The 19159-nt window shown below is 60.7% G+C and carries 20 protein-coding genes; 9 read left to right on the top strand and 11 right to left on the bottom strand.

Going from position 1 to position 19159, the window contains the following annotated elements; all coding sequences use genetic code 11:
• Positions 1 to 110: 110 nt before the first annotated feature.
• The 3 genes from LIY45_RS07670 to LIY45_RS07660 form a co-directional block, all read right to left on the bottom strand.
• A complete protein-coding gene (locus LIY45_RS07670) occupies positions 111 to 1124 on the bottom strand; it encodes an AI-2E family transporter (protein WP_226475861.1) in 1014 nt (337 codons plus the stop codon).
• A 186-nt stretch (positions 1125 to 1310) separates the two neighbouring features.
• Complete coding sequence (locus tag LIY45_RS07665) at positions 1311 to 1625, bottom strand: PsiF family protein (protein ID WP_017478381.1); 315 nt, start codon at positions 1623 to 1625, stop codon at positions 1311 to 1313.
• A 71-nt stretch (positions 1626 to 1696) separates the two neighbouring features.
• Entirely contained in the window at positions 1697 to 2485 is a 789-nt protein-coding gene (locus LIY45_RS07660) for a helix-turn-helix transcriptional regulator (protein WP_226475860.1), read from the bottom strand.
• 97 nt (positions 2486 to 2582) lie between these two features.
• Between LIY45_RS07660 and LIY45_RS07655 the strand changes: the two genes are divergently transcribed.
• Complete coding sequence (locus LIY45_RS07655; protein WP_017478379.1) at positions 2583 to 3479, top strand: DMT family transporter; 897 nt, start codon at positions 2583 to 2585, stop codon at positions 3477 to 3479.
• A gap of 182 nt (positions 3480 to 3661) precedes the next feature.
• Positions 3662 to 4192, top strand: coding sequence for a ferritin-like domain-containing protein (locus LIY45_RS07650; protein ID WP_017478375.1), 531 nt, complete (start codon positions 3662 to 3664; stop codon positions 4190 to 4192).
• Positions 4193 to 4328: 136 nt separating this feature from the next.
• On the opposite strand, the gene LIY45_RS07645 is transcribed toward LIY45_RS07650, so the two are convergent.
• Complete coding sequence (locus LIY45_RS07645) at positions 4329 to 6398, bottom strand: AsmA family protein (protein WP_226475859.1); 2070 nt, start codon at positions 6396 to 6398, stop codon at positions 4329 to 4331.
• A 368-nt stretch (positions 6399 to 6766) separates the two neighbouring features.
• On the opposite strand from LIY45_RS07645, the gene LIY45_RS07640 reads away from it, so the two are divergent.
• Together LIY45_RS07640 and LIY45_RS07635 are read left to right on the top strand one after the other, a co-directional pair.
• A complete protein-coding gene (locus LIY45_RS07640; protein ID WP_017478373.1) occupies positions 6767 to 7216 on the top strand; it encodes a hypothetical protein in 450 nt (149 codons plus the stop codon).
• 151 nt (positions 7217 to 7367) lie between these two features.
• Positions 7368 to 8000 (top strand): TetR family transcriptional regulator, encoded by a 633-nt coding sequence (locus LIY45_RS07635; RefSeq protein ID WP_017478372.1) that lies wholly within the window; start codon positions 7368 to 7370, stop codon positions 7998 to 8000.
• A gap of 1 nt (position 8001) precedes the next feature.
• On the opposite strand, the gene LIY45_RS07630 is transcribed toward LIY45_RS07635, so the two are convergent.
• A complete protein-coding gene (locus LIY45_RS07630) occupies positions 8002 to 8490 on the bottom strand; it encodes a C40 family peptidase (protein WP_226475858.1) in 489 nt (162 codons plus the stop codon).
• A gap of 337 nt (positions 8491 to 8827) precedes the next feature.
• On the opposite strand from LIY45_RS07630, the gene ureE reads away from it, so the two are divergent.
• From ureE to LIY45_RS07605, 5 genes are all read left to right on the top strand, one after another.
• Positions 8828 to 9328: an urease accessory protein UreE gene (gene ureE / locus LIY45_RS07625; protein WP_226475857.1), complete on the top strand. Its 501-nt coding sequence runs from the start codon at positions 8828 to 8830 to the stop codon at positions 9326 to 9328.
• Positions 9325 to 9999: an urease accessory protein UreF gene (locus LIY45_RS07620; RefSeq protein ID WP_226475856.1), complete on the top strand. Its 675-nt coding sequence runs from the start codon at positions 9325 to 9327 to the stop codon at positions 9997 to 9999. The genes ureE and LIY45_RS07620 overlap by 4 nt, the downstream gene beginning before the upstream one ends.
• Before the next feature lie 23 nt (positions 10000 to 10022).
• The gene (ureG, locus tag LIY45_RS07615; RefSeq protein WP_003217431.1) at positions 10023 to 10637 is read left to right on the top strand and encodes an urease accessory protein UreG; all 615 of its coding nucleotides are present in this window, start codon (positions 10023 to 10025) and stop codon (positions 10635 to 10637) included.
• 24 nt (positions 10638 to 10661) lie between these two features.
• Positions 10662 to 11234 carry a HupE/UreJ family protein gene (locus LIY45_RS07610; RefSeq protein ID WP_017478368.1) on the top strand — a complete coding sequence of 191 codons (573 nt, stop codon included), beginning with the start codon at positions 10662 to 10664 and terminating at the stop codon, positions 11232 to 11234.
• A 168-nt stretch (positions 11235 to 11402) separates the two neighbouring features.
• The gene (locus LIY45_RS07605) at positions 11403 to 12533 is read left to right on the top strand and encodes an AGE family epimerase/isomerase (RefSeq protein WP_219272180.1); all 1131 of its coding nucleotides are present in this window, start codon (positions 11403 to 11405) and stop codon (positions 12531 to 12533) included.
• On the opposite strand, the gene LIY45_RS07600 is transcribed toward LIY45_RS07605, so the two are convergent.
• From LIY45_RS07600 to LIY45_RS07575, 6 genes are all read right to left on the bottom strand, one after another.
• On the bottom strand, positions 12505 to 13410 hold the full coding sequence (locus LIY45_RS07600) for a cation transporter (protein ID WP_008439079.1): 906 nt from the start codon (positions 13408 to 13410) through the stop codon (positions 12505 to 12507). The genes LIY45_RS07605 and LIY45_RS07600 overlap by 29 nt on opposite strands.
• Before the next feature lie 157 nt (positions 13411 to 13567).
• On the bottom strand, positions 13568 to 14335 hold the full coding sequence (locus tag LIY45_RS07595; RefSeq protein WP_219272178.1) for an SDR family oxidoreductase: 768 nt from the start codon (positions 14333 to 14335) through the stop codon (positions 13568 to 13570).
• 805 nt (positions 14336 to 15140) lie between these two features.
• Positions 15141 to 15857, bottom strand: coding sequence for an ABC transporter ATP-binding protein (locus LIY45_RS07590; protein ID WP_226475855.1), 717 nt, complete (start codon positions 15855 to 15857; stop codon positions 15141 to 15143).
• On the bottom strand, positions 15854 to 16729 hold the full coding sequence (locus LIY45_RS07585) for an ATP-binding cassette domain-containing protein (RefSeq protein ID WP_010173909.1): 876 nt from the start codon (positions 16727 to 16729) through the stop codon (positions 15854 to 15856). Before LIY45_RS07585 ends, LIY45_RS07590 begins: the two co-directional genes overlap by 4 nt.
• Complete coding sequence (gene livM / locus LIY45_RS07580; protein WP_017478364.1) at positions 16726 to 18003, bottom strand: high-affinity branched-chain amino acid ABC transporter permease LivM; 1278 nt, start codon at positions 18001 to 18003, stop codon at positions 16726 to 16728. Before livM ends, LIY45_RS07585 begins: the two co-directional genes overlap by 4 nt.
• Positions 18004 to 18005: 2 nt before the next feature.
• Positions 18006 to 18920, bottom strand: a complete 915-nt coding sequence (locus LIY45_RS07575) for a branched-chain amino acid ABC transporter permease (RefSeq protein ID WP_003217447.1) — start codon at positions 18918 to 18920, stop codon at positions 18006 to 18008.
• Positions 18921 to 19159 lie beyond the last annotated feature (239 nt).

The following is a 19159-nucleotide window of genomic DNA, read 5'->3' as shown; positions in this document are numbered from 1 at the left end:
CTTGTGTGGCGAGGGAGCTTGCTCCCGCTGGGCTGCGCAGCAGGCCCGTTTTTTTGGGGCCGCTTCGCGCCCCAGCGGGAGCAAGCTCCCTCGCCACAAAAAGCCGATCGCTACACCATCCCCGCCAGCTTCAACTCACTCTTCAAGTACGCATAATAAATCGGCCCCGCCACCACCCCCGGCAGGCCGAAGGCAGCTTCGAACACCAGCATCGCCAACAGCAATTCCCACGACTTGGCACTGATCTGCCCGCCGACGATCCGCGCGTTGAGGAAGTACTCGACCTTGTGGATCACGATCAGGTAGCCCAACGCCGCCACCGCCACCCAGATCGACAGCGACAAGGCCACGATGGTGATCAGGGTGTTGGACATCAGGTTGCCGATCACCGGCAACAGGCCCAGCAGGAACGTCAGCACGATCAACGTCTTGGTCAGCGGCAGGTGAATCCCGCACAGCGGCAGCACTACGGCAAGGAAGATCGCGGTGAACGCGGTGTTCAGCGCGGCGATCTTGATCTGGGCGAAGACGATGTTGCGAAAGGCCTGGACCAGCAGGTGCAGGCGGTCGAACAACGCGGCCGCCAGGGGTTTGCGCTTGGTCAGGTCCGGCACACGCTGCAGGGCGATGATCGCGCCCAGCACCATGCCAATGAGCAAGGTCACAAACATGTGCGCGGCGTCTTTGCCCACCAACTGCAATTCGCTGAGGTGTTTGCTCAGCCATTCGCCGATGGCCACGCGGAACTCGGCGGCGCTGGCCGGCAGGTAGGCATCAAGGAACGGCGGCAGTTGGCCGCGGGCACGGTCGACCACGCCCATGAATTTATCAAGGGAAGCCCCCGGGTTTTCCGCTTCGTGCAGCAGGAAGCTGATGGCCCCGGCAAAGATCAGGGCCAGGATGCTGACGATCAAAGTCCCGAGCAACGCCACCGCCAACCAGCGCGCACGCCGGCCTTCGATCAATCGCTGCAACTGCGGGGTGAGCATGTTGACCAGCTCATACACCAGCAGCCCGGCCAGCAGGCTCGGCAGCAACTTCAACGGCAAAACCAGCAGCAGCCCGCCAAAAATCAGCACGCAACTGACCAACAACAACACGTGACGCTGAGAAAACGTTGGCATACAGCCTCAAAACGAACGGCGTTAAAGGATGGGCAGTCTGCCAGCCTTGGGTGAATCAAGCGAGAAGTCTGAACGCGGTCCAATGTGGGAGCTGGCTTGCCTGCGATAGCGGTGGGTCAGTCAACAAAGGCATCGACTGTCAGGTCGCAATCGCAGGCAAGCCAGCTCCCACAGGGTTCTGCATCATTATTTCTTCAGGCAGGTGCTCATAAACGTTTTACGTGCATCGCCGGTCAGCGCCTGGGTTTTCGCCGTGGCGTTGCAGTCTTTCATCTTTTGCTGCTGTGGCGTGAGGGTCTTGGCGTCGTTGGCGGCCGGGGCGGCCTTCAGGCAGGTGCTCATGAATGCCTTGCGATCATCACCGGTTTTGCCACTGGTCTTGGCTTCGGCGTTGCAAGTGGTCATTTTTTGTTGCTGAGCCGTCTGTGCAGCAGTCGCGGCAAAGCCTTGGGAACACAACAGCAAGCCCATCATCAACAGCGGAATACGCAGCATCTTCATGGAGTTTTCTCCCTGTTACCGTGCCGAGGGGCACGGCCTCCCCAGCAGTGTAGTCAAACCCTGTTACACGTTCACCTGCTACGAATATTCGTCCGACGGTACTGCTCCGGGGTGCAGCCGGCCTGGCGCTGAAACATCGCGATAAACGCCGAGGCAGTGCTGTAGCCCAGGTCAAAGGCCACTTCCTGGACGCTGCGCGGGCTGTCCAACGCTTCGATGGACGCAAGGAAACGCAGGCGTTGGCGCCATTCGCCGAAACTCATCCCCAGCTCCCGCACAAATTGCCGGGCCAGGGTGCGCTCGCTGACATGTACCTGCTCGGCCCAAAGGGCCAGCGCGCGGTTATCGCCTGGATCGGCCTGCATCCCCTCCAGCACGCTGAGTAGCCCGGGATGGCTGGCATACGGCAGAAAACAATCGTGCACCGGGGCCTGCCGGAGCTGGTCCACCAGCACCTGGGCCAGGCGCACATCGGCTTCATTCTCGGGAATGTTGACGTCACGTTCGGCGAAATCACTGAGGATCGCCTTGAGGATATCGCTGATGGTCAGGGTGCACGGCTGCGTCGGCAACTGCTCGCACAGCGCGGGCGCCAGGTACACCGAGCGATAGACAATCGCCTGGGCATTGTAGGAACTGTGCTGGGTATTCGGTGGGATCCACACTGCGTATTGCGGCGGCGACATGAAGCGGCTGCCGGCCACTTCAAAGCGCATCACGCCACGGGCCGAGTAGTCCAGGGAACCCCAGGCATGCTGGTGGGCACTGGCATGGGTGTCGGCCTCGAATTCCGAATAGCGGAAATACACCGGGGATGGCAACTGGTCGAAATCGGGAAGGTTGATGTACTTCTTGAGCATATTGTCTGGATACAGAGGTCGGATGGCTGGATCGAAGTATAGGCTTCGATCCAGACAAAGGATAATCGCCGCTCATAGACGCAACAGGTTCCTTTCAATGCAATACGCTTATCCATTACTGGCCATTTTTATCTGGGCCGGCAATACCGTGGTCAACAAACTCGCGGTGGGGACGATTTTCCCGGCCGAGATCGGCTTTTATCGCTGGCTGCTGGCCGGCGTGCTGTTTACCCCGTTCATGCTCAAACCCGTCATCGCCAATTGGTCGCTGATTCGCCCCAACCTGGGCAAGATCTTCATCCTCGGCGTGCTGGGCATGGCGGTGTATCAGAGCCTGGCGTATTACGCCGCGAACCTGACCTCGGCCACCAACATGGGCATCATCCTCTCGCTGATGCCGCTGATGGCCCTCACTGCCGCCATCATCAGCCTTGGCCAACGCCTCACCTTCGGCGCGCTGACCGGTGCCGTACTGTCGTTCGCTGGCGTGGTGGTGGTGGTTTCCGCCGGCAGCCTCAGCGCGCTGCTGCAACACGGGCTGAACATGGGTGACGCGATGATGCTGGTGGCCACCCTCGCCTACGCGGTCTACAGCACCCTGCTGAAAAAATGGCAGCTGCGGTTGCCGCCGCTGGTGTTGCTGTATTTGCAGGTGTTGGTGGCGGTGGTGGTGCTGTTTCCGCTGTTTCTGTTCTCCGACAAGGCCGGCCTTGGCTGGTCGAATATCCCGCTGGTGCTGTACGCCTGCCTGCTGGCCTCGATGCTCGCGCCGTTGGCGTGGATGCACTCGGTAAAGACCCTCGGCCCAAGCCGCACCACACTGTTTTTCAACCTGCTGCCGCTGATCACCGCGTTGATTGCCGCCGTGGTGTTGAAGGAGCAACTGGCGATGTATCACCTGGTGGGCGGCTTGCTGACCTTGGGCGGGGTGATTTTGTCGGAGCGCTGGACGACACCGGTTCGCAGCAATGTCAGCGCGCCTGAAGCGACTTAAGGCCCACCTCAGAAGCTCCCGCCGGTCCGGGCGTTTTTTGAGTGGTTGCAGGAGGAAGCGCGGCTGTCGGGGCACGCCCGGTAAAATCCGATAAAACTTTTTGCGTTGCCTGGGACTCACAACTTGGAGCGATCACGCCGGCAGAGCGTGGCGCAAAACCGGATTAGTACCAGGAGAATGAGATGACTGACTCACATTTGTCTGACGTAGCCACTTTACGTGACCGCGCCCGCAAGAACGTCGAAAACGGTGCCGTGACTGAGGGCTATGACGCCGACCGCCAGGAAATCCTGCGTCTGCTCAACGAATCGCTGGCCACCGAACTGGTGTGTGTGCTGCGCTACAAGCGCCACTACTTCATGGCCAATGGCGTCAAGGCGCATGTCGCCGCCGAGGAATTTCTCGAGCACGCCACCCAGGAAGCCGAACACGCCGACAAGCTGGCCGAGCGCATCGTGCAGTTGGGCGGCGAACCGGAGTTCAACCCCGACCTGCTGTCGAAAAACTCCCACGCGCAGTACGTGGCCGGCAATACGCTGAAGGAAATGGTCTACGAAGACCTGGTGGCCGAGCGCATCGCGGTGGACAGCTATCGCGAGATCATCCAGTACATCGGCGACAAAGACCCGACCACGCGCCGGATCTTCGAAGAGATCCTGGCCCAGGAAGAAGAACACGCTGACGACATGGCGGATATTCTGAAGGACCTGTAACTAACACACGAACACCGCAAAACCCATGTGGGAGCGGGCTTGCTCGCGAAGGCGGTGGATCAGTCGGCACATTCTTGACTGATCCACCGCCTTCGCGAGCAAGCCCGCTCCCACATTTGGTTCCCGGTTTTGGCAGCTAGCCCTTCACTGTTTTAGGCGCCTTGCCTTCCTTCATCTGTTGCAGCAGCGGCGCACACTGGTTCGGCTCATCGCCGCTCGGCGCCACCAGCGCCAGCAAACCCGCCGCCGGGCCGGCAATCACACCCAGTGCAACCATACCCGCGCCACGCAACATCAGCGGCACCGCCTTCACGCCAGCATTCGGCTTGATAAACGGCCCGTTGACGTACAACGGCGAGCGCAGGGAGAACAGGCGGAAGCCTTTGGACTCTGGGGTAATCGTCAGGTCAAGCTGCTCGCTGGCCATGTTCGCGGTGCCATCGATGTAGATGATCGCGTTCTCGGTGTCGAACACAAACAGGCGAGTCGTCGCCAGGCCGGACTTGATGCCAAAGTCTGCCGCCGCACAGTTGATCTTCACTTCCTTGTCGCCAAACAGGCGGCCGACCACGTAGTTGCCCACGTTAAGCCCGGCGATTTCCATCAGGCCCCGGCTGATGGCCCCGTCGTTGATCAGCATCTTCAGATCGCCATTGGAGGTGCCCAGCAAGGCGGCTACGGAGTTGCCGCGCCCGGAAATATCCGCATCGCCGTTGAGTTCACCAAAGCTGGTTTTCATCGGCTCGAAGGTCGGGAACAGCTGCTTGAGCTTGAAGTTGCGCGCGGTGAGTTTGGCCTGGCCTTCCATCGGCGTGGTGCGCCCGTTGAGGCGAATCTGCGCGTCGAGCTTGCCACCGGCTACGCCGAAACGCAGGGGCTCCAGGCTCAACTGACCGTCGTTCAACACCAGGTGGGTGTAAAGGTCGGTGAACGGCAATTCGGCACTGTGGACGATGCGCTTGCCGGTAAATTCGACGTCGGCATCCATGTCGCGCCAGCGCTCGGTGCGGAACTCTTCCACCGGCAGCACCTTGGTTGCCGGCTGCTTGCTTTCGCCGCCACGGGCTTTTTGCTTGGCGTTGGAGTCGGCGCCAATCAGCGGCGCCAGGTCGGTCATCAACAACTGATTGGAAACCAGCGCCCCCGTGAGCTTGGGCCGTGGCTGGCTGGCGACGTAGCCAAGGTTGCCGTGGATGTCGCTGTTGCCGATCTTGCCGTTGAAATTTTCATACTGGAACGACGCGCCACTGGCCTCGTGCAGCTTGGCGATCAGGTGACCGTCGGTGGAATAGGCGGGCGAATCCGGCAGGGTCACGCCGGTGAGTGGGTAGAGATTGCCCAGGCTGCTGCCGGAAAGCTTGAGGCGCAGGTCGAGGGCGCCGAGGTTCATCGGGTCGGTCAGGGTGCCGGCCAGCGCGATGCTGGTGTCGCCGATCCTGGCCTGGGCTTGCAGCGGGAACGGCTTGGCCGCGTCCTGCAACGCCAGCAGACCACCGATCTTGCCGGTGCCATCAAGCTTCTGGCCGTGGTACTGGCCTTTGACCTTGAGGCCGAACGCGTAATCCTGCGGCGCCGAGCCTTTTTCCAGGGCTTTCTTGGCGTCGGCATCCCCGACGATCTCACCGAAGGGGATCGGCTTGCCGAGCAAATCAATCACTACGTCGAGTTGGGTCTTGAGGGTTTGATCGTCAAGGGTTACGTGGCCTTTGTCGAAACCAATCGCGCCGATATCCACCACCCAGTTGGACGGTTCGGCATTCGGGTCCTTGGGGTCGAACTTGAAGGTCCAGTTGGCGCGGCCGTCGGCCAGGCGCTGCAACTGCGCACTCGGCTCGGTGAGGTCGATACGCGGGATCACCACGCGCTGGGCCAGCAATGCCAGGGGCGAGATGCGCAATTCCACGCGCTTGAGGGTGACCATCTGCGGGGTTTTCGACCAGTCGGGGTTGCCCAGGGTCAGGTCTTCGGCAATCACATGGGGCCACGGAATCCAGGCGCGCCAGCCGCCTTCATCGGCCTCACGCTGCCACACCACCGCCAAGTTGCCATTGATGGCAAACGGTCGATGCAGCTCTTCGGAGACCTTGGCGTTGAGCGGCGGCTTGATCCGGTTCCAGTCAAAGAACACCAGGACCAACACCACAATGGCGATTAACAACACGAAGCTGGCGCAGCTCCAGGCGAGAATTTTACGAGTGCGCGTCATTGCACAGGACTCCAGGTTACGACTGGGCGGGCGCCTTGCGGCGCACGTTTTGACTACAGCTTATATGGCTACGACTGACAAACGGCACGGGGGTTTAACCCCATTGATGAATTAGCGGTAAAAACCGCCTTTCCTGACCAACCCGACAGTTTCAATCATCAATCACGCACCGTTGTTACCCACGATCGTGTCGAAAATACCCACCTCGGTGCAAAAGCGCGGGCTTGAGACCTGCGAGATAGAGCCTTCGCCGGGAACAATCAATTCTGTTGATTATTACCATTGTGTTTATGAACTTTTATATCGACTTATCAAGAGTAGCATTAGCCCTGTACCCAATTTATCGCCCTCCCAAGGAGCAACCCATCATGAAACGCCAATTACTCGCAAGCTTTGTACTGTCCGTCCTGGCCACCAGCGCATTTGCCCTGCCAGCTGCTGAACAGGCGACTCCGCAAGTGAAAGCCGACGCTTCCCACGTAAGCCAAACCCTGGCTCGCAGCGGCGCTTCGGACAAGAACAACACCGACTACAACGGCAGCATCACTGAAAACGGTTCGGACCAAGCCAACAAACGTGCTTACACCGAAGGCGTTGCTGAAGGTGGCCGTGATCGTCTGGAACAGAAAGGCCTGGTTGAAGGTGGCGCTGATCGCCTGATGGAACGCAACGCTGTTGCCGAAGGTGGCCGTGATCGCCTGGAACAGAAAGGTCTGGTTGAAGATGGTTCGAGCCGTGCCAACAAACGCGCCTATGCTGACGGCGTAGTGGAAGGCGGTGCTGACCGTCTGCAAGAACTGCATCAAGCACAGAGCTAAGCCCGTGCTGGCCCTGGAAAAAAGCCCGATCAGCCGATCGGGCTTTGACTTTGTGTGAACTGCAACGCCCTTCTCCCTTTTGAAGTTCGACGCTGGCAAAGCTGATTTGCTAGAGTGCGTCGCTGTCCTTGTCCACAAAGCCCGCCTGCCAATGCTGCCCCGTGCCGAACAGAAGCAACAGACCCGACTCGCCCTGATGGACGCAGCCCGCCATCTGATGGAGTGTGGCCGTGGGTTTGGCAGCCTGAGCCTGCGTGAAGTGGCCAAGACCGCCGGCATCGTGCCCACCGGTTTCTACCGTCACTTTGCCGATATGGATCAGTTGGGCCTGGTACTGGTCAGTGAAGTCGGCCAGACCTTCCGCGCCACGATTCGCCTGGTGCGCCACAACGAATTCGTGATGGGCGGCATCATCGATGCCTCGGTGCGGATTTTCCTGGATGTGGTCGCCGCCAACCGTTCGCAATTCCTGTTCCTGGCCCGCGAGCAATACGGTGGCAGCCTCGCCGTGCGCCAAGCCATTGGTGCCCTGCGCGAAGACATCACCAGCGACCTCGCCGCTGACCTGACCCTGATGCCCAAGCTCCAGCACCTGGATGCCGACGGCTTGCACGTGATGGCCGACCTGATCGTCAAGAGCGTGTTCGCCACCCTGCCCGACATCATCGACCCGCCCGCCGAAGCGCTGCCTGCGCACCTCACGCCGCAAGCCAAGATCACCCAGCAACTGCGTTTTATCTTTATCGGCCTCAAGCATTGGCAAGGCCTGGGCAGCACCGAATAACTCAGCGCACGGCGTGGAAACGCTTGGCGGTGGTGTAGTTCTTGTTCCAGTAGCTGTTGGCCAGTGAGTCGATGCGCACGCTTTTGCCCGTGCGTGGCGAGTGGATGAACTTGCCCTCTCCTATATAGAGACCAACGTGGCTGACCTGGCCGCGCCCATTGCCCCTGAAAAACACCGCATCACCCGGTTGCAACGCATCGCGCTTGACCGTGGCCGCGGTTGAGCGGTGCATCGCTGAGGTGGTGCGAGGCAGATGAATGTTGGCTTCGGTCTTGAACAGGTACACCAGGAAGCTGCTGCAATCGAAGCCCTGCTTCACCGAAGCGCCGCCCAATTTGTAGGGCGTGCCCAACAGCTCATGGGCGCGGTCGATCACGTTGTCGATAGAAGGTGGCGGGGCGAATGCCGGGGCACGCTGAAGATTGGCCGAAGCAGATGAAATGGCGAGCGAAAAACTGACAATGATTAAACAGAAAAATGACTTGTACATGGTGGAAACCGCTGAGGATTAAATACGGAGCGGAATCCTAATGAAACAGCGCGTAACGCAACGCACGGCAAATCCTGCAAGTGCGTAGGAAAAGTCCCAAGCAATCAAAACTCATAAAAGATGAAAGAAATTTCATGCACCAAGCAATGGAATTCAACGCCTAGCGCCCGAATCCGGTGCTATAAATCCACTCACGCACCAAAATGAAACATTTTGGAATAATTTCCTGCGCCATCAGGTGGCATAAGTCGCCTGCCTACAGGGAATTCCTACTCCCCGCGTGGTTGGCAAGACCCTTGCTCTAGCTTGCTTATCGCTCATAGCTGGAAGCTTTCTGATGCTGGTGATCCACCGCCGAATCGCCCCCAAACCCGTCTGGGCCGCAGAGTTGCTGCTGAATTTCGAAGCCCGCAGCAAAAGCCGCCTGCGCTGTTTCAGTGCCGATGGAGAAGACGTCGGCCTGTTTCTGGAGCGCGGCCAACCGCCGCTGCACGATGGCGAATTCCTACAGGCCGAAGACGGACGTGTCGTACGCGTGTGCGCCCGGCCTGAACAACTCCTGCACGTCACCTGCAGCAGTGCGTTTGAACTGACCCGCGCCGCCTATCACCTGGGCAACCGCCATGTAGCCCTCCAAGTGGGCGACGGTTGGCTGCGTCTGCTGGATGACTACGTGCTCAAGGCCATGCTCGACCAGTTGGGCGCCACCACTGAAACCATCGAGGCTCCGTTCCAGCCGGAACACGGCGCCTATGGCGGTGGCCACCATCACTCCCGCCATGGCGACGAAGACTTCAACTACCCACCCAAGCTGCATCAGTTCGGCGTACGTCTATGAACCCAGCCTGGGCGCTGTTGCGTCTGGCCAGTCCGCAGTTGCCGATTGGTGGCTACAGCTATTCCCAGGGCCTGGAAATGGCCGTGGAACAAGCCCGCGTGACCGACCCGGCGAGTGCCGGGCGCTGGATCAGCGATCAACTGTTGCTCAACCTGGCACGCTTCGAAGCGCCGCTGCTGCTCGCCCACTGCACGGCTGCCGCTGAACAGGATTGGCCGCGCCTCGCGCAGTTGTGTGAAGAACACCGCGCCAGCCGCGAAACCCGCGAGCTGTACCAGGAAAGCCGGCAGATGGGTTACTCCCTGCACCAACTGCTGAACGGCTTGCCGGAACTGGATGACGCCGCGCGGGCGTTTCTCGCCCAGCGCCCCGAACCACACCTGGCCCTGGGCTGGGCGCTGGCCGCCCGCGCCTGGCAGATCAGCCCCGATGACGCCCTGGCCGCCTGGCTGTGGAGCTGGCTGGAAAACCAACTGGCGGTGCTGATGAAAACCTTGCCACTGGGCCAGCAAGCCGCCCAGCGCCTGACCAGTGAACTGCTGCCGCAGCTGCAACAAGCCCAGCAGGACGCCAGCCAACTCGACCCCGATCACTACGGCAGCGCCGCGTTTGGCCTGTCCCTGGCGTGCATGGCCCATGAGCGCCAGTACAGCCGCCTGTTCCGTTCCTAGGGCCTTTTATTTTGGAGAATCATATGAACACCCAACCCCTGCGCGTCGGCATCGGCGGCCCGGTCGGCTCCGGCAAGACCGCCCTGACCCTGGCCCTGTGCCTGGCCCTGCGTGATCGCTACAACCTGGCAGTGGTCACCAACGACATCTACACCCGTGAAGACGCCGACTTTCTGGTGCGCAACCAGGCCCTGGCGCCCGAGCGCATCATCGGCGTAGAAACCGGCGGCTGCCCCCACACCGCGATTCGCGAAGATGCCTCGATCAACCTCGAAGCGGTAGACCAACTGAATCGGCGCTTTCCCGGCCTGGACCTGATCCTGGTGGAATCCGGCGGCGACAACCTGTCGGCCACCTTCAGCCCGGAACTGTCGGACCTGACCATCTATGTGATCGATGTGTCGGCCGGCGACAAGCTGCCGCGCAAAGGCGGGCCGGGGATCTGTAAATCCGACCTGCTGGTGATCAACAAGATCGACCTGGCACCGCTGGTGGGCGCGTCCCTGGAGCTGATGAACAGCGACACCCAGCGCATGCGGGGCGGTAAACCTTTCGTCTTCAGCAATCAGAAAACCGGCGTCGGCCTGGAAGAAATCGTCGCCTTCATCGAACGCCAGGGCTTGCTGACCGCAGCCTGATCAACCTCAACAAGGAGCCTGTCCATGCGCCTCAATACACTTCTCGCAGCCGCAGCCTTGCTGCTCACTCCCGCCCTCGCCTTCGCCCACCCCGGCCATGGCGACAACGGCCTGGTGGCCGGTATCAGCCACCCGCTGGGCGGCATTGACCACTTGCTGGCGATGCTCGCCGTGGGCCTGTGGGCCGCCCAACAGAAAGGCTCAGCACGCTGGGCGCTGCCGTGCACCTTCGTCGGCACCATGCTGATCGGCGGGATGCTGGGCTTTGAAGGGCTGGAACTGCCGGCGCTGGAAAGCGGGATTGCCGCGTCGGTGCTGGCGCTGGGCCTGGCGGTTGCGCTGGCGGTGCGGCCACCGTTGTTCGTGGCGGTGGCGGCGACGGCACTGTTTGCGCTGTTCCATGGCGTGGCTCATGGCTTGGAGCTGCCGGACATGTCCAGCCCTTGGGCGTATGCCGTAGGGTTCGTGGGTGCGACGGCGGTTCTGCATGCAGCGGGTTATGCCGTGGTGCGTTTCCTGCCGGCGGCGGCAGCGCCGTTGGTGCGGGTGGCGGGTGCGGCATCGGCGGCGACTGGGGTTTGGTTGCTCGCGGCCTGAGATTTTCAGCGCTTCCAATGGCCCCATCGCGGGCAAGCCCGGCTCCCACAGGTGTCCTCGATCACCTGTGGGAGCCGGGCTTGCCCGCGATGGCGGACTCACAGCCACCACTTCCCCCAAGCCTGATACCATGTCGCGCAAACACCCCTGCCGTGACGACGCCAGCCGATGCCCATCGCTCCAAGCTCCGCCCTCAAGCCTCAATTGACCGCTGTGTTGACGCACTTCCACGACCTGATCGTGCCGCTCTGGCATGGCCCGGGCTGGAATGCCGACCTGGCGCTGCCCTATGAGGCCCTGGACGCCGATCATCGGCCTTTGCCGCCGCAACGCTACCGCGCCATGGCCTGCGCACGGCAGTTGTACCTGTTCGCCAGCTTGATCGGCGAGCCCGGCGCAGCCTTTGCCGAGGAGCGCGCCGCCGCGCTGTTCCGTTCCCTGCAACGGCACTTCCACGACGCCGAGCACGGCGGCTGGTTCTACAGCATCGACGCCCACGGCAAGCCACTGGATAAACGCAAGGACCTCTACACCCACGCCTTCATCATCTTCGCCTGCGCCCACTATTGGGCCAAGGTGCGTGAATCGCTGGTGGAGTCGGTGCTGGACGCGGCCCTGGAAGTGGTCGCCGAACGCTTCGCCACCGGCGACGGCCTGTACGAAGCGGTGCTGGAGCGTAACTGGTCGTCCCTCAAGTCCGGCCCTCTGCAAAACCCGTTGATGCACCTGGCCGAAGGCTTCCTCGCCACGCTGGCCGTGCGTGAAGACGCCGTCACCCAGGACGCATTGCTGGACCTGGCCAACGCCCTGCAAAAGCGCTTCATCGACCGCCAGCACGGCGTGATGATGGAAAAACCGCTGGGGGCTGTGGATAACTGGTTTGAGCCGGGACACCAGTTCGAATGGTTCTTCCTGCTGGAGTCTTCGGACTTGTTGCGAGGCACACCGCTGCACGCGTCCCTGAACAAAGCGTTCAGCTATGCCGAGCAAAAGGGTGTGGATAACCTGACCGGTGCGGTCAGCGGCATGCTGGCCCTGGACGGCAGCCTGCGTGACGGCACTCAACGCATCTGGGCCCAGGCCGAATACCTGCGGGCGCTGACCTTGCGACCCAACAGTGAAGCCGTGCTGCAACGCCAATTGCTGGCGCTGCAACAGCGCTTCCTGCACGACAAAGGCTGGAATGAGTGCCTGGATGCCAAGGGGCAAGTCAGCCGACGGGACATGCCGTCGACCACGCCTTACCACTTGGCGACGTGCTACCTGGGCCTTACGCAATCCATTTGCGATCCCCGGTAAAACTGATCGTCAGCCAGCGGGCCGCGTCCGGCTTGCCCAGCCCTGTGGATATTTCTTCGCGCAGCCCGTCCAGGGTGGCGACGTTATCCACCGGGTAATCCGCCGGCAGCACCACATGAATCTCGATAAACCGCGCCCGCCCGTGCTTCTGCACGTAGGACACGTAGTCGTCGAAACCATGCCTGGCCACGACCGCCTCCATCACTTCGCGCACTTTGCCGTCCAACTGGTCCGGCACAATCCCCAGCACGTCGCGTAGCGCCGGGCGCAGGATCTTGAAGGCCGGCGCCAGCATGCTCAACGCCAGCAGGATCAGGATCAACGGGTCGACATACACCGCCCACTGCCCATAGCCCTGGGACTTGAGCAACAGCGCCGCCAGGAAGCTCACCAGCAGCCCCACCGACAGCATCGCATCCACCAGCCAACTGATGTTATCGAACTGGATCAGCGACGACTTGAGCGTGCGATTGCGATAACGCACGTAGAAGAAATAGGCGAACTCGACGACGGTAAATACCGCCGCATAGATGATCACCAGACCCAACTCGATATCGCGCCCGCCATTGATAATGCCGAACACGCCGTTGAGAAACGCATAGATGGCGATCAACAGCAGGAAGCTGCCTTCGATCAGCAGCACCATGGGTTCCAGGTGCCAGTAGCCGAACTGGAAACGTTCGTTGCTTTTCTTGGCGATCAGCTTGGCCGTGATCAGCATCAGCACCTTGATGGCGGTGGCGATCAGCGAGAAAAAGCCGTCGAATAAAATCGATTGGGCGCCCGACACCACGCCCGTGACAATCCCGGCGATCGCCACGGCGAACATCAGGATGGTCGATTGTTTGAGCAGCGACTGCTCACCTCGGTTACTCACATATCCTCCTGTCAAAACCTTTGAACCGCAGAGCGCGGCGGGGTTTTCAGGGGTGGAGTGTACCTGATGTCCTGTTTTGGCCGATTTGCCGCCTATTCAAGGCTGACAAAACCTGTGCTGAGGGAGCTTGCTCCCTCACCACAACAGCTCGACGAGCTTAGCCCTTGGCGCCACGCTCAATCGCAAACCCGGCCCAGGTCTGGCTGACCGGCATCAGTTCCAGGCGGTTGATGTTCACGTGCGCCGGGGTGTTCAGCACCCAGAAGATCGTGTCCGCAATGTCCTGCGGCTGGATCGGCTCGGCACCGGCATAGGTCGCGTCATAACGCGCCTGGTCACCGGCAAACCGCACCAGGGAGAACTCGCTTTCGCACAGGCCCGGCTCGATGTTGGTCACGCGCACGCCAGTGCCCTGCAAGTCGCAACGCAGGTTCAGCGAGAATTGTTTGACGAAGGCCTTGGTGCCGCCATACACGTGGCTGCCCGGGTACGGGTAGCTGCCGGCGATGGAGCCAAGGTTGATGATGCCGGCGCCACGGCCGTGGGCGATCAGGCGCGGCAACAGCAGGCTGGTGGTGGTCAGCAGGCCCTTGATGTTGGTATCGACCATGGTTTCCCAATCGTCGAGGCTGCACTTGGGCGCAGGGTCGGTGCCCACCGCCAGGCCGGCGTTGTTGATCAGCCCGCGCAGTGTGGAGAAGGACGGCGGCAGGTTGGCGATTGCCTCTTCCATGGCTTTGCGGTCACGCACGTCCACCACCAGGCCGAGCACTTCGGTCTGCTTGGAGAGCTCGGCACACAGGGCGTTCAGACGCTCTGCGCGGCGGCCGGTGAGCACCAGTTTCCAGCCGGCTTCGGCAAAACGGCGGGCACAGGCCTCGCCAAAACCGGAGGTCGCGCCAGTAATAAACAGCGTATTGGACATGGTGTTCTCCTTGCAGGGCTACGAGGTAAAAAATCAGCCAGCAGAATGCCCGGCTGCCGGGCTGGCGGCAACTGATACACGCTGTGGACACAGGTGAATGCCGCTCATACTGTACGAAATTCAACCAATCACTTGGGAGCCATACAGGCCGCGGCGTGCAGCCATGTGCGCGCACCTTATCCACAGCCCCGTCCACAGTCTTTGGGGGCAAGTGCAAAAGCTGAAAGCCGCAGTACACAAGGCTTTCAGCGCGATTCAAAAAGTTTTTTGCTTGACCTTGAGCGAGCCCTATGTAGCCCGCTTCAAAACGGTGCAATCAGGACGATGGCTCCGGGCCAGTCATTCCGGCCTCTGCGGCACTCTTTCCAGAGTTTAGTCACAGACTTATCCACAGGCCGGAGTGACATCTTCCGGTCATATACCTGTGTCTTTAAACAGGTTGACAAAACCCTCGAGTGGTCGCGAAAAACTCGTTGATCAATAAACAACCACCGCGCTACAAGCCACGGAAACAAAGGGCTCCAGCCAGCTACTCCCACGTTACCCACAGCCGGTTCCACAGTGGTTGGGGACAAGTCAAAACTGTGACAAAACAGGGATTTGCGGCGGCTATATGTCGCGCTTTGGCAGGTGTCTGGATTTGTTGTCCACAATTTCAGGAAAGCACTGTGGATGAGCGTTCTCACGCTGATCGTTCCCACGCTCTGCGTGGGAATGCAGGCCGGGACGCTCTGCGTCCCAAAGCGTGACGCAGAGCGTCACCAGAGGCGTTCCCACGCGGAGCGTGGGAACGATCAGAGTTACATCAGTGCCCGCCGAGGTAGGCGTTGCGCACCTCCTCATTCACCAGCAGCTCCTTGCCGGTGCCGGTAAGGCGAATCTCGCCGTTGACCATCACGTACGCCCGGTCCGACAAGCGCAGCGCATGGTTGGCGTTCTGCTCCACCAGGAAGATGGTCATGCCGGTAGACGCCAGTTCCCGCAGCGTGGCGAAGATCTGCTTCACCACAATCGGCGCCAGCCCCAGGCTCGGCTCGTCCAGCAGCAACAGCTTGGGCCGGCTCATCAGCGCACGAGCGATGGCGAGCATCTGCTGCTCCCCACCGGACATGGTCATCGCCCGCTGGTTACGCCGCTCCTTGAGGCGCGGAAACAGCTCGAACATCCGCTGCATGTCCTCGGTGGCGAACTTGTCGCCAATCGGGATGGTGCCCATCAGCAGGTTTTCCTCGACGGTCATGTCGGGGAACACCCGCCGCCCTTCCGGCGACTGCGCAATGCCGTTGGAGGCGATGTAGTGGGACGACTTGTGGGTAATGTCGACGCCGCGGTAGATGATCTGCCCGGACTCGGCCCGTGGCTGGCCAAAGATCGACATCAGCAGCGTGGATTTACCCGCGCCGTTGGAGCCGATCAGGCTGACGGTTTCACCTTCGTTGATGTGCAGCGAAACTTTCTTCAGGGCCTGGATCGGGCCGTAGTACACGTCCAGGTCTTTCAGTTCGAGGATTGGCTCACTCATACCAGCTCCTCTTCGTCAGCGCCCAGGTAAGCCGCGATCACTTTAGGATCATTGCGGATTGCTTCAGGGCCGCCCTCGGCAATCACGTTGCCGTGGTCCAGCACCACGATGTGGTCGGAAATACTCATCACCATGCCCATGTCGTGTTCGATCAGTACCACCGTCAAGTCGTGCTCGTCCCGCAGCAGACGAATCATCGCGCTGAGGGCTTCGGTTTCCTGGGGGTTGAGGCCGGCAGCCGGTTCGTCGAGGCAGATAATCTGCGGCCGGGTGCACATGGCGCGGGCGATTTCCAGGCGGCGTTGTTGACCGTAGGACAACTCGCCGGCCAGGCGGTTGGCGCAGTCCACCAGGTCCACCACTTCCAGCCAGTAGAAGGCATGGTCGAGGGCGTCGCTTTCTGCCTTGCGGTACCCCTTGGTGTTGAGGATGCCCGCGAGCATGTTGCGGTTGACCCACATGTGCTGGGCCACCAGCAGGTTCTCCACCACCGACATTTCCTTGAACAGGCGAATGTTCTGGAAGGTGCGCGCCAAACCGGCACGGTTCACCAGGTGGGTGCCGCCGAACATTTTGTAGAACACCCGGCTGAAGAAGCTTTTCGGTGAAACAAAGTCGGTGGCCTTGAAGCGCTCGCCCAGCAGCTGGATCACGTTGGTCTGCTTGCCGCGCACATTGAGTTCGATCTTGCCGCCGGAGGCTTTGTAGAACCCGGTCAGGCAGTTGAACACCGTGGTCTTGCCGGCGCCGTTGGGGCCGATCAAAGCGAAGATCGAGTTGCGTTCGACCTTGAGACTCACATCGCTCAAGGCCTTGATTCCACCGAAGTGCATCATCAGGTGTTCCACGGAGAGGACGACTTCCTTGCTCATGGCGCCACTCCTTTACGTGGGACTACACCGGTACGGCTGATACGAATCAAGCCTCGTGGTCGCCAGATCATCATCACCACCATCAACACGCCGAACAGCAGCACGCGGTATTCAGAGAAGCTGCGCAGCAGCTCCGGCGCCACGGTCAGCACGAACGCGGCAATCACTACGCCGACGGTCGAGCCCATGCCGCCCAACACCACGATGGCGAGGATCAGCGCCGACTCGAAGAAGGTGAACGACGACGGGTTGACGAAGCCCTGGTAGCTGGCGAAAAACACCCCGGCCAGACCGGCAGTGGAAGCGCCGATGGTGAACGCCGAGAGCTTCACCAGCACGTGGTTGAGGCCCATGGAACGGCAGGCGATTTCATCTTCGCGCAAGGCTTCCCAGGCGCGGCCCACCGGCATGCGGGTCAGGCGGTGCTTGATATACAGCACCAGCAGCACCACCAGGAACAGCACGATGTAGATGAACAGGAATTTGAAGTTGGGGTTGTAGTCGATGCCGAAGAACTCGTGGAACGGCACCCCGCCATCCTTTGCCTTACGCACGAACTCCAGGCCGAAAAAGGTTGGCGACGGCACCGGCATGCCATTCGGGCCACCAGTAAACGACAGCCAGTTGTTCAGCACCAGGCGGATGATTTCACCGAAGCCCAGGGTCACGATTGCCAGGTAATCCCCGTGCATTCGCAGCACCGGGAACCCGAGAATGCACCCCGCCAGCGCCGCGCAGATCGCCGCCAGCGGCAGCACTGTCCAGAAGCCCAGGCCGAGGTATTGATAACCCAGCGCCAACCCATAGGCACCGATGGCGTAGAACGCCACGTAACCCAGGTCGAGCAGCCCGGCCAGGCCCACCACGATGTTCAGGCCCAGCCCCAACAACACGTAGATCAGCCCGAGGATCACCACGGTCAACAGGTACTTGTTGGCGAAGAACGGGAACACAATGGCAATCACGATCAACGCCGGGATGATCCAGCGCAGGCGCGATTTGTAGTCGGGCTTGAGTACATGCACACCGGAACCGGTGCTTTCAAACCCTTGCAGAATCCGCAGGCCCCTGGGGGTTTGCAGGAACAGGCTCATGGCAAAGCGGCCGACCATCACAATGGCCACCAGGATGCCGACACGCGCCGGTTGCAGGTTGAAGCTGTAGCCGTCGAGGACCACGCCGACGATCGGACCGAACACGATCAGCGAAATCAGCCCGGCGAGTACCGCATCGACGACACTTTTCTTGATATCGATAGAGTAGGCAGCAGACATAGTTATACCTTCGCCACGAGTGGGCGACCGAGCAGGCCCTGGGGACGGAAAATCAGGATCACCACCAGCAGGGAGAAACTGAACACGTCTTTGTAGTCAGAGTTGATCAACCCCGAGAACAGCGACTCGGAAATACCCAGGATGATCCCGCCGAGCATGGCCCCAGGCAGGGAACCGATGCCACCGAGTACCGCCGCGGTAAATGCCTTGATGCCGATGATGAAGCCGGCATAGAAGTCGAACGTGCCGTAGTTCAGGGTGATCAGCACCCCGGCCAACGCGGCCATGGCGGCACCAATCACGAATACGTAGGAGATGACCCGGTCGGTGTTGATGCCGAGGATCGACGCCATCTTGCGGTCTTGCTGGGTTGCGCGGCACATGCGGCCGAGCTTGGTGTACTTGATGATGTAGGTCAGCAGGCCCATGCCGACAAACGCGGCCACCAGGATGAACACCTTGGTGTAGGTCAACTGCACGAAGCCGGTGCCGATGTCGACTCTCCAGGCGCCGGCCAGCAGCGTCGGGATGCCTTGTTGCTTGGCGCCCTGGGCGATCTGCGCGTAGTTCTGCAGGATCAGTGAGATACCGATGGCGCTGATCAGCGGGGCCAGTCGGGTGGAGTTGCGCAGCGGTTTGTAGGCGACACGCTCGATGACCCAGCCGTAAACGCCAGTGACGACGACGGTGAAGATCAGGGTGCCAAGGATGAGCAGCGGGAAGGATTCGATGCCGAAGTAAGCCAGCAGTGCCAGACTGATCGCCGCGAGGTAAGCGGAAATCATATAAACCTCGCCGTGGGCGAAGTTGATCATGCCAATGATGCCATAGACCATTGTGTAGCCGATGGCGATCAAGCCATAGACCGACCCGAGGGTCAGCCCATTGACCAGTTGCTGCAGGAAAATACCATCCATAACGCAATCTCACGCAGTGAGAGCCTGCACACCTGTGGGTGTGCGGATCTTCTAGGAGGAAAAGACAGACACAAAAGAGGCTGGCAACCAAGTCCCCTCGTGAAAGCTGGCTTGTGTGGGAGTCGGGCTTGCCCGCGCTGCAGACACCTCGGAATGTCAGTCAAACCGAGGTGAAGCTATCGCAGGCAAGCCAGCTCCCACAAAAGCCCGGCTCCCACAGGGTCAAGTGGCGTCTAACC

Origin of the sequence: Pseudomonas sp. MWU16-30323 (assembly GCF_020515595.1) — a bacterium.
Taxonomy (GTDB): Bacteria; Pseudomonadota; Gammaproteobacteria; order Pseudomonadales; family Pseudomonadaceae; genus Aquipseudomonas; species Aquipseudomonas yamanorum.
Note: the sequence above shows the minus strand (reverse complement) of the source record. Positions and strands in the feature narration are given on the sequence as shown.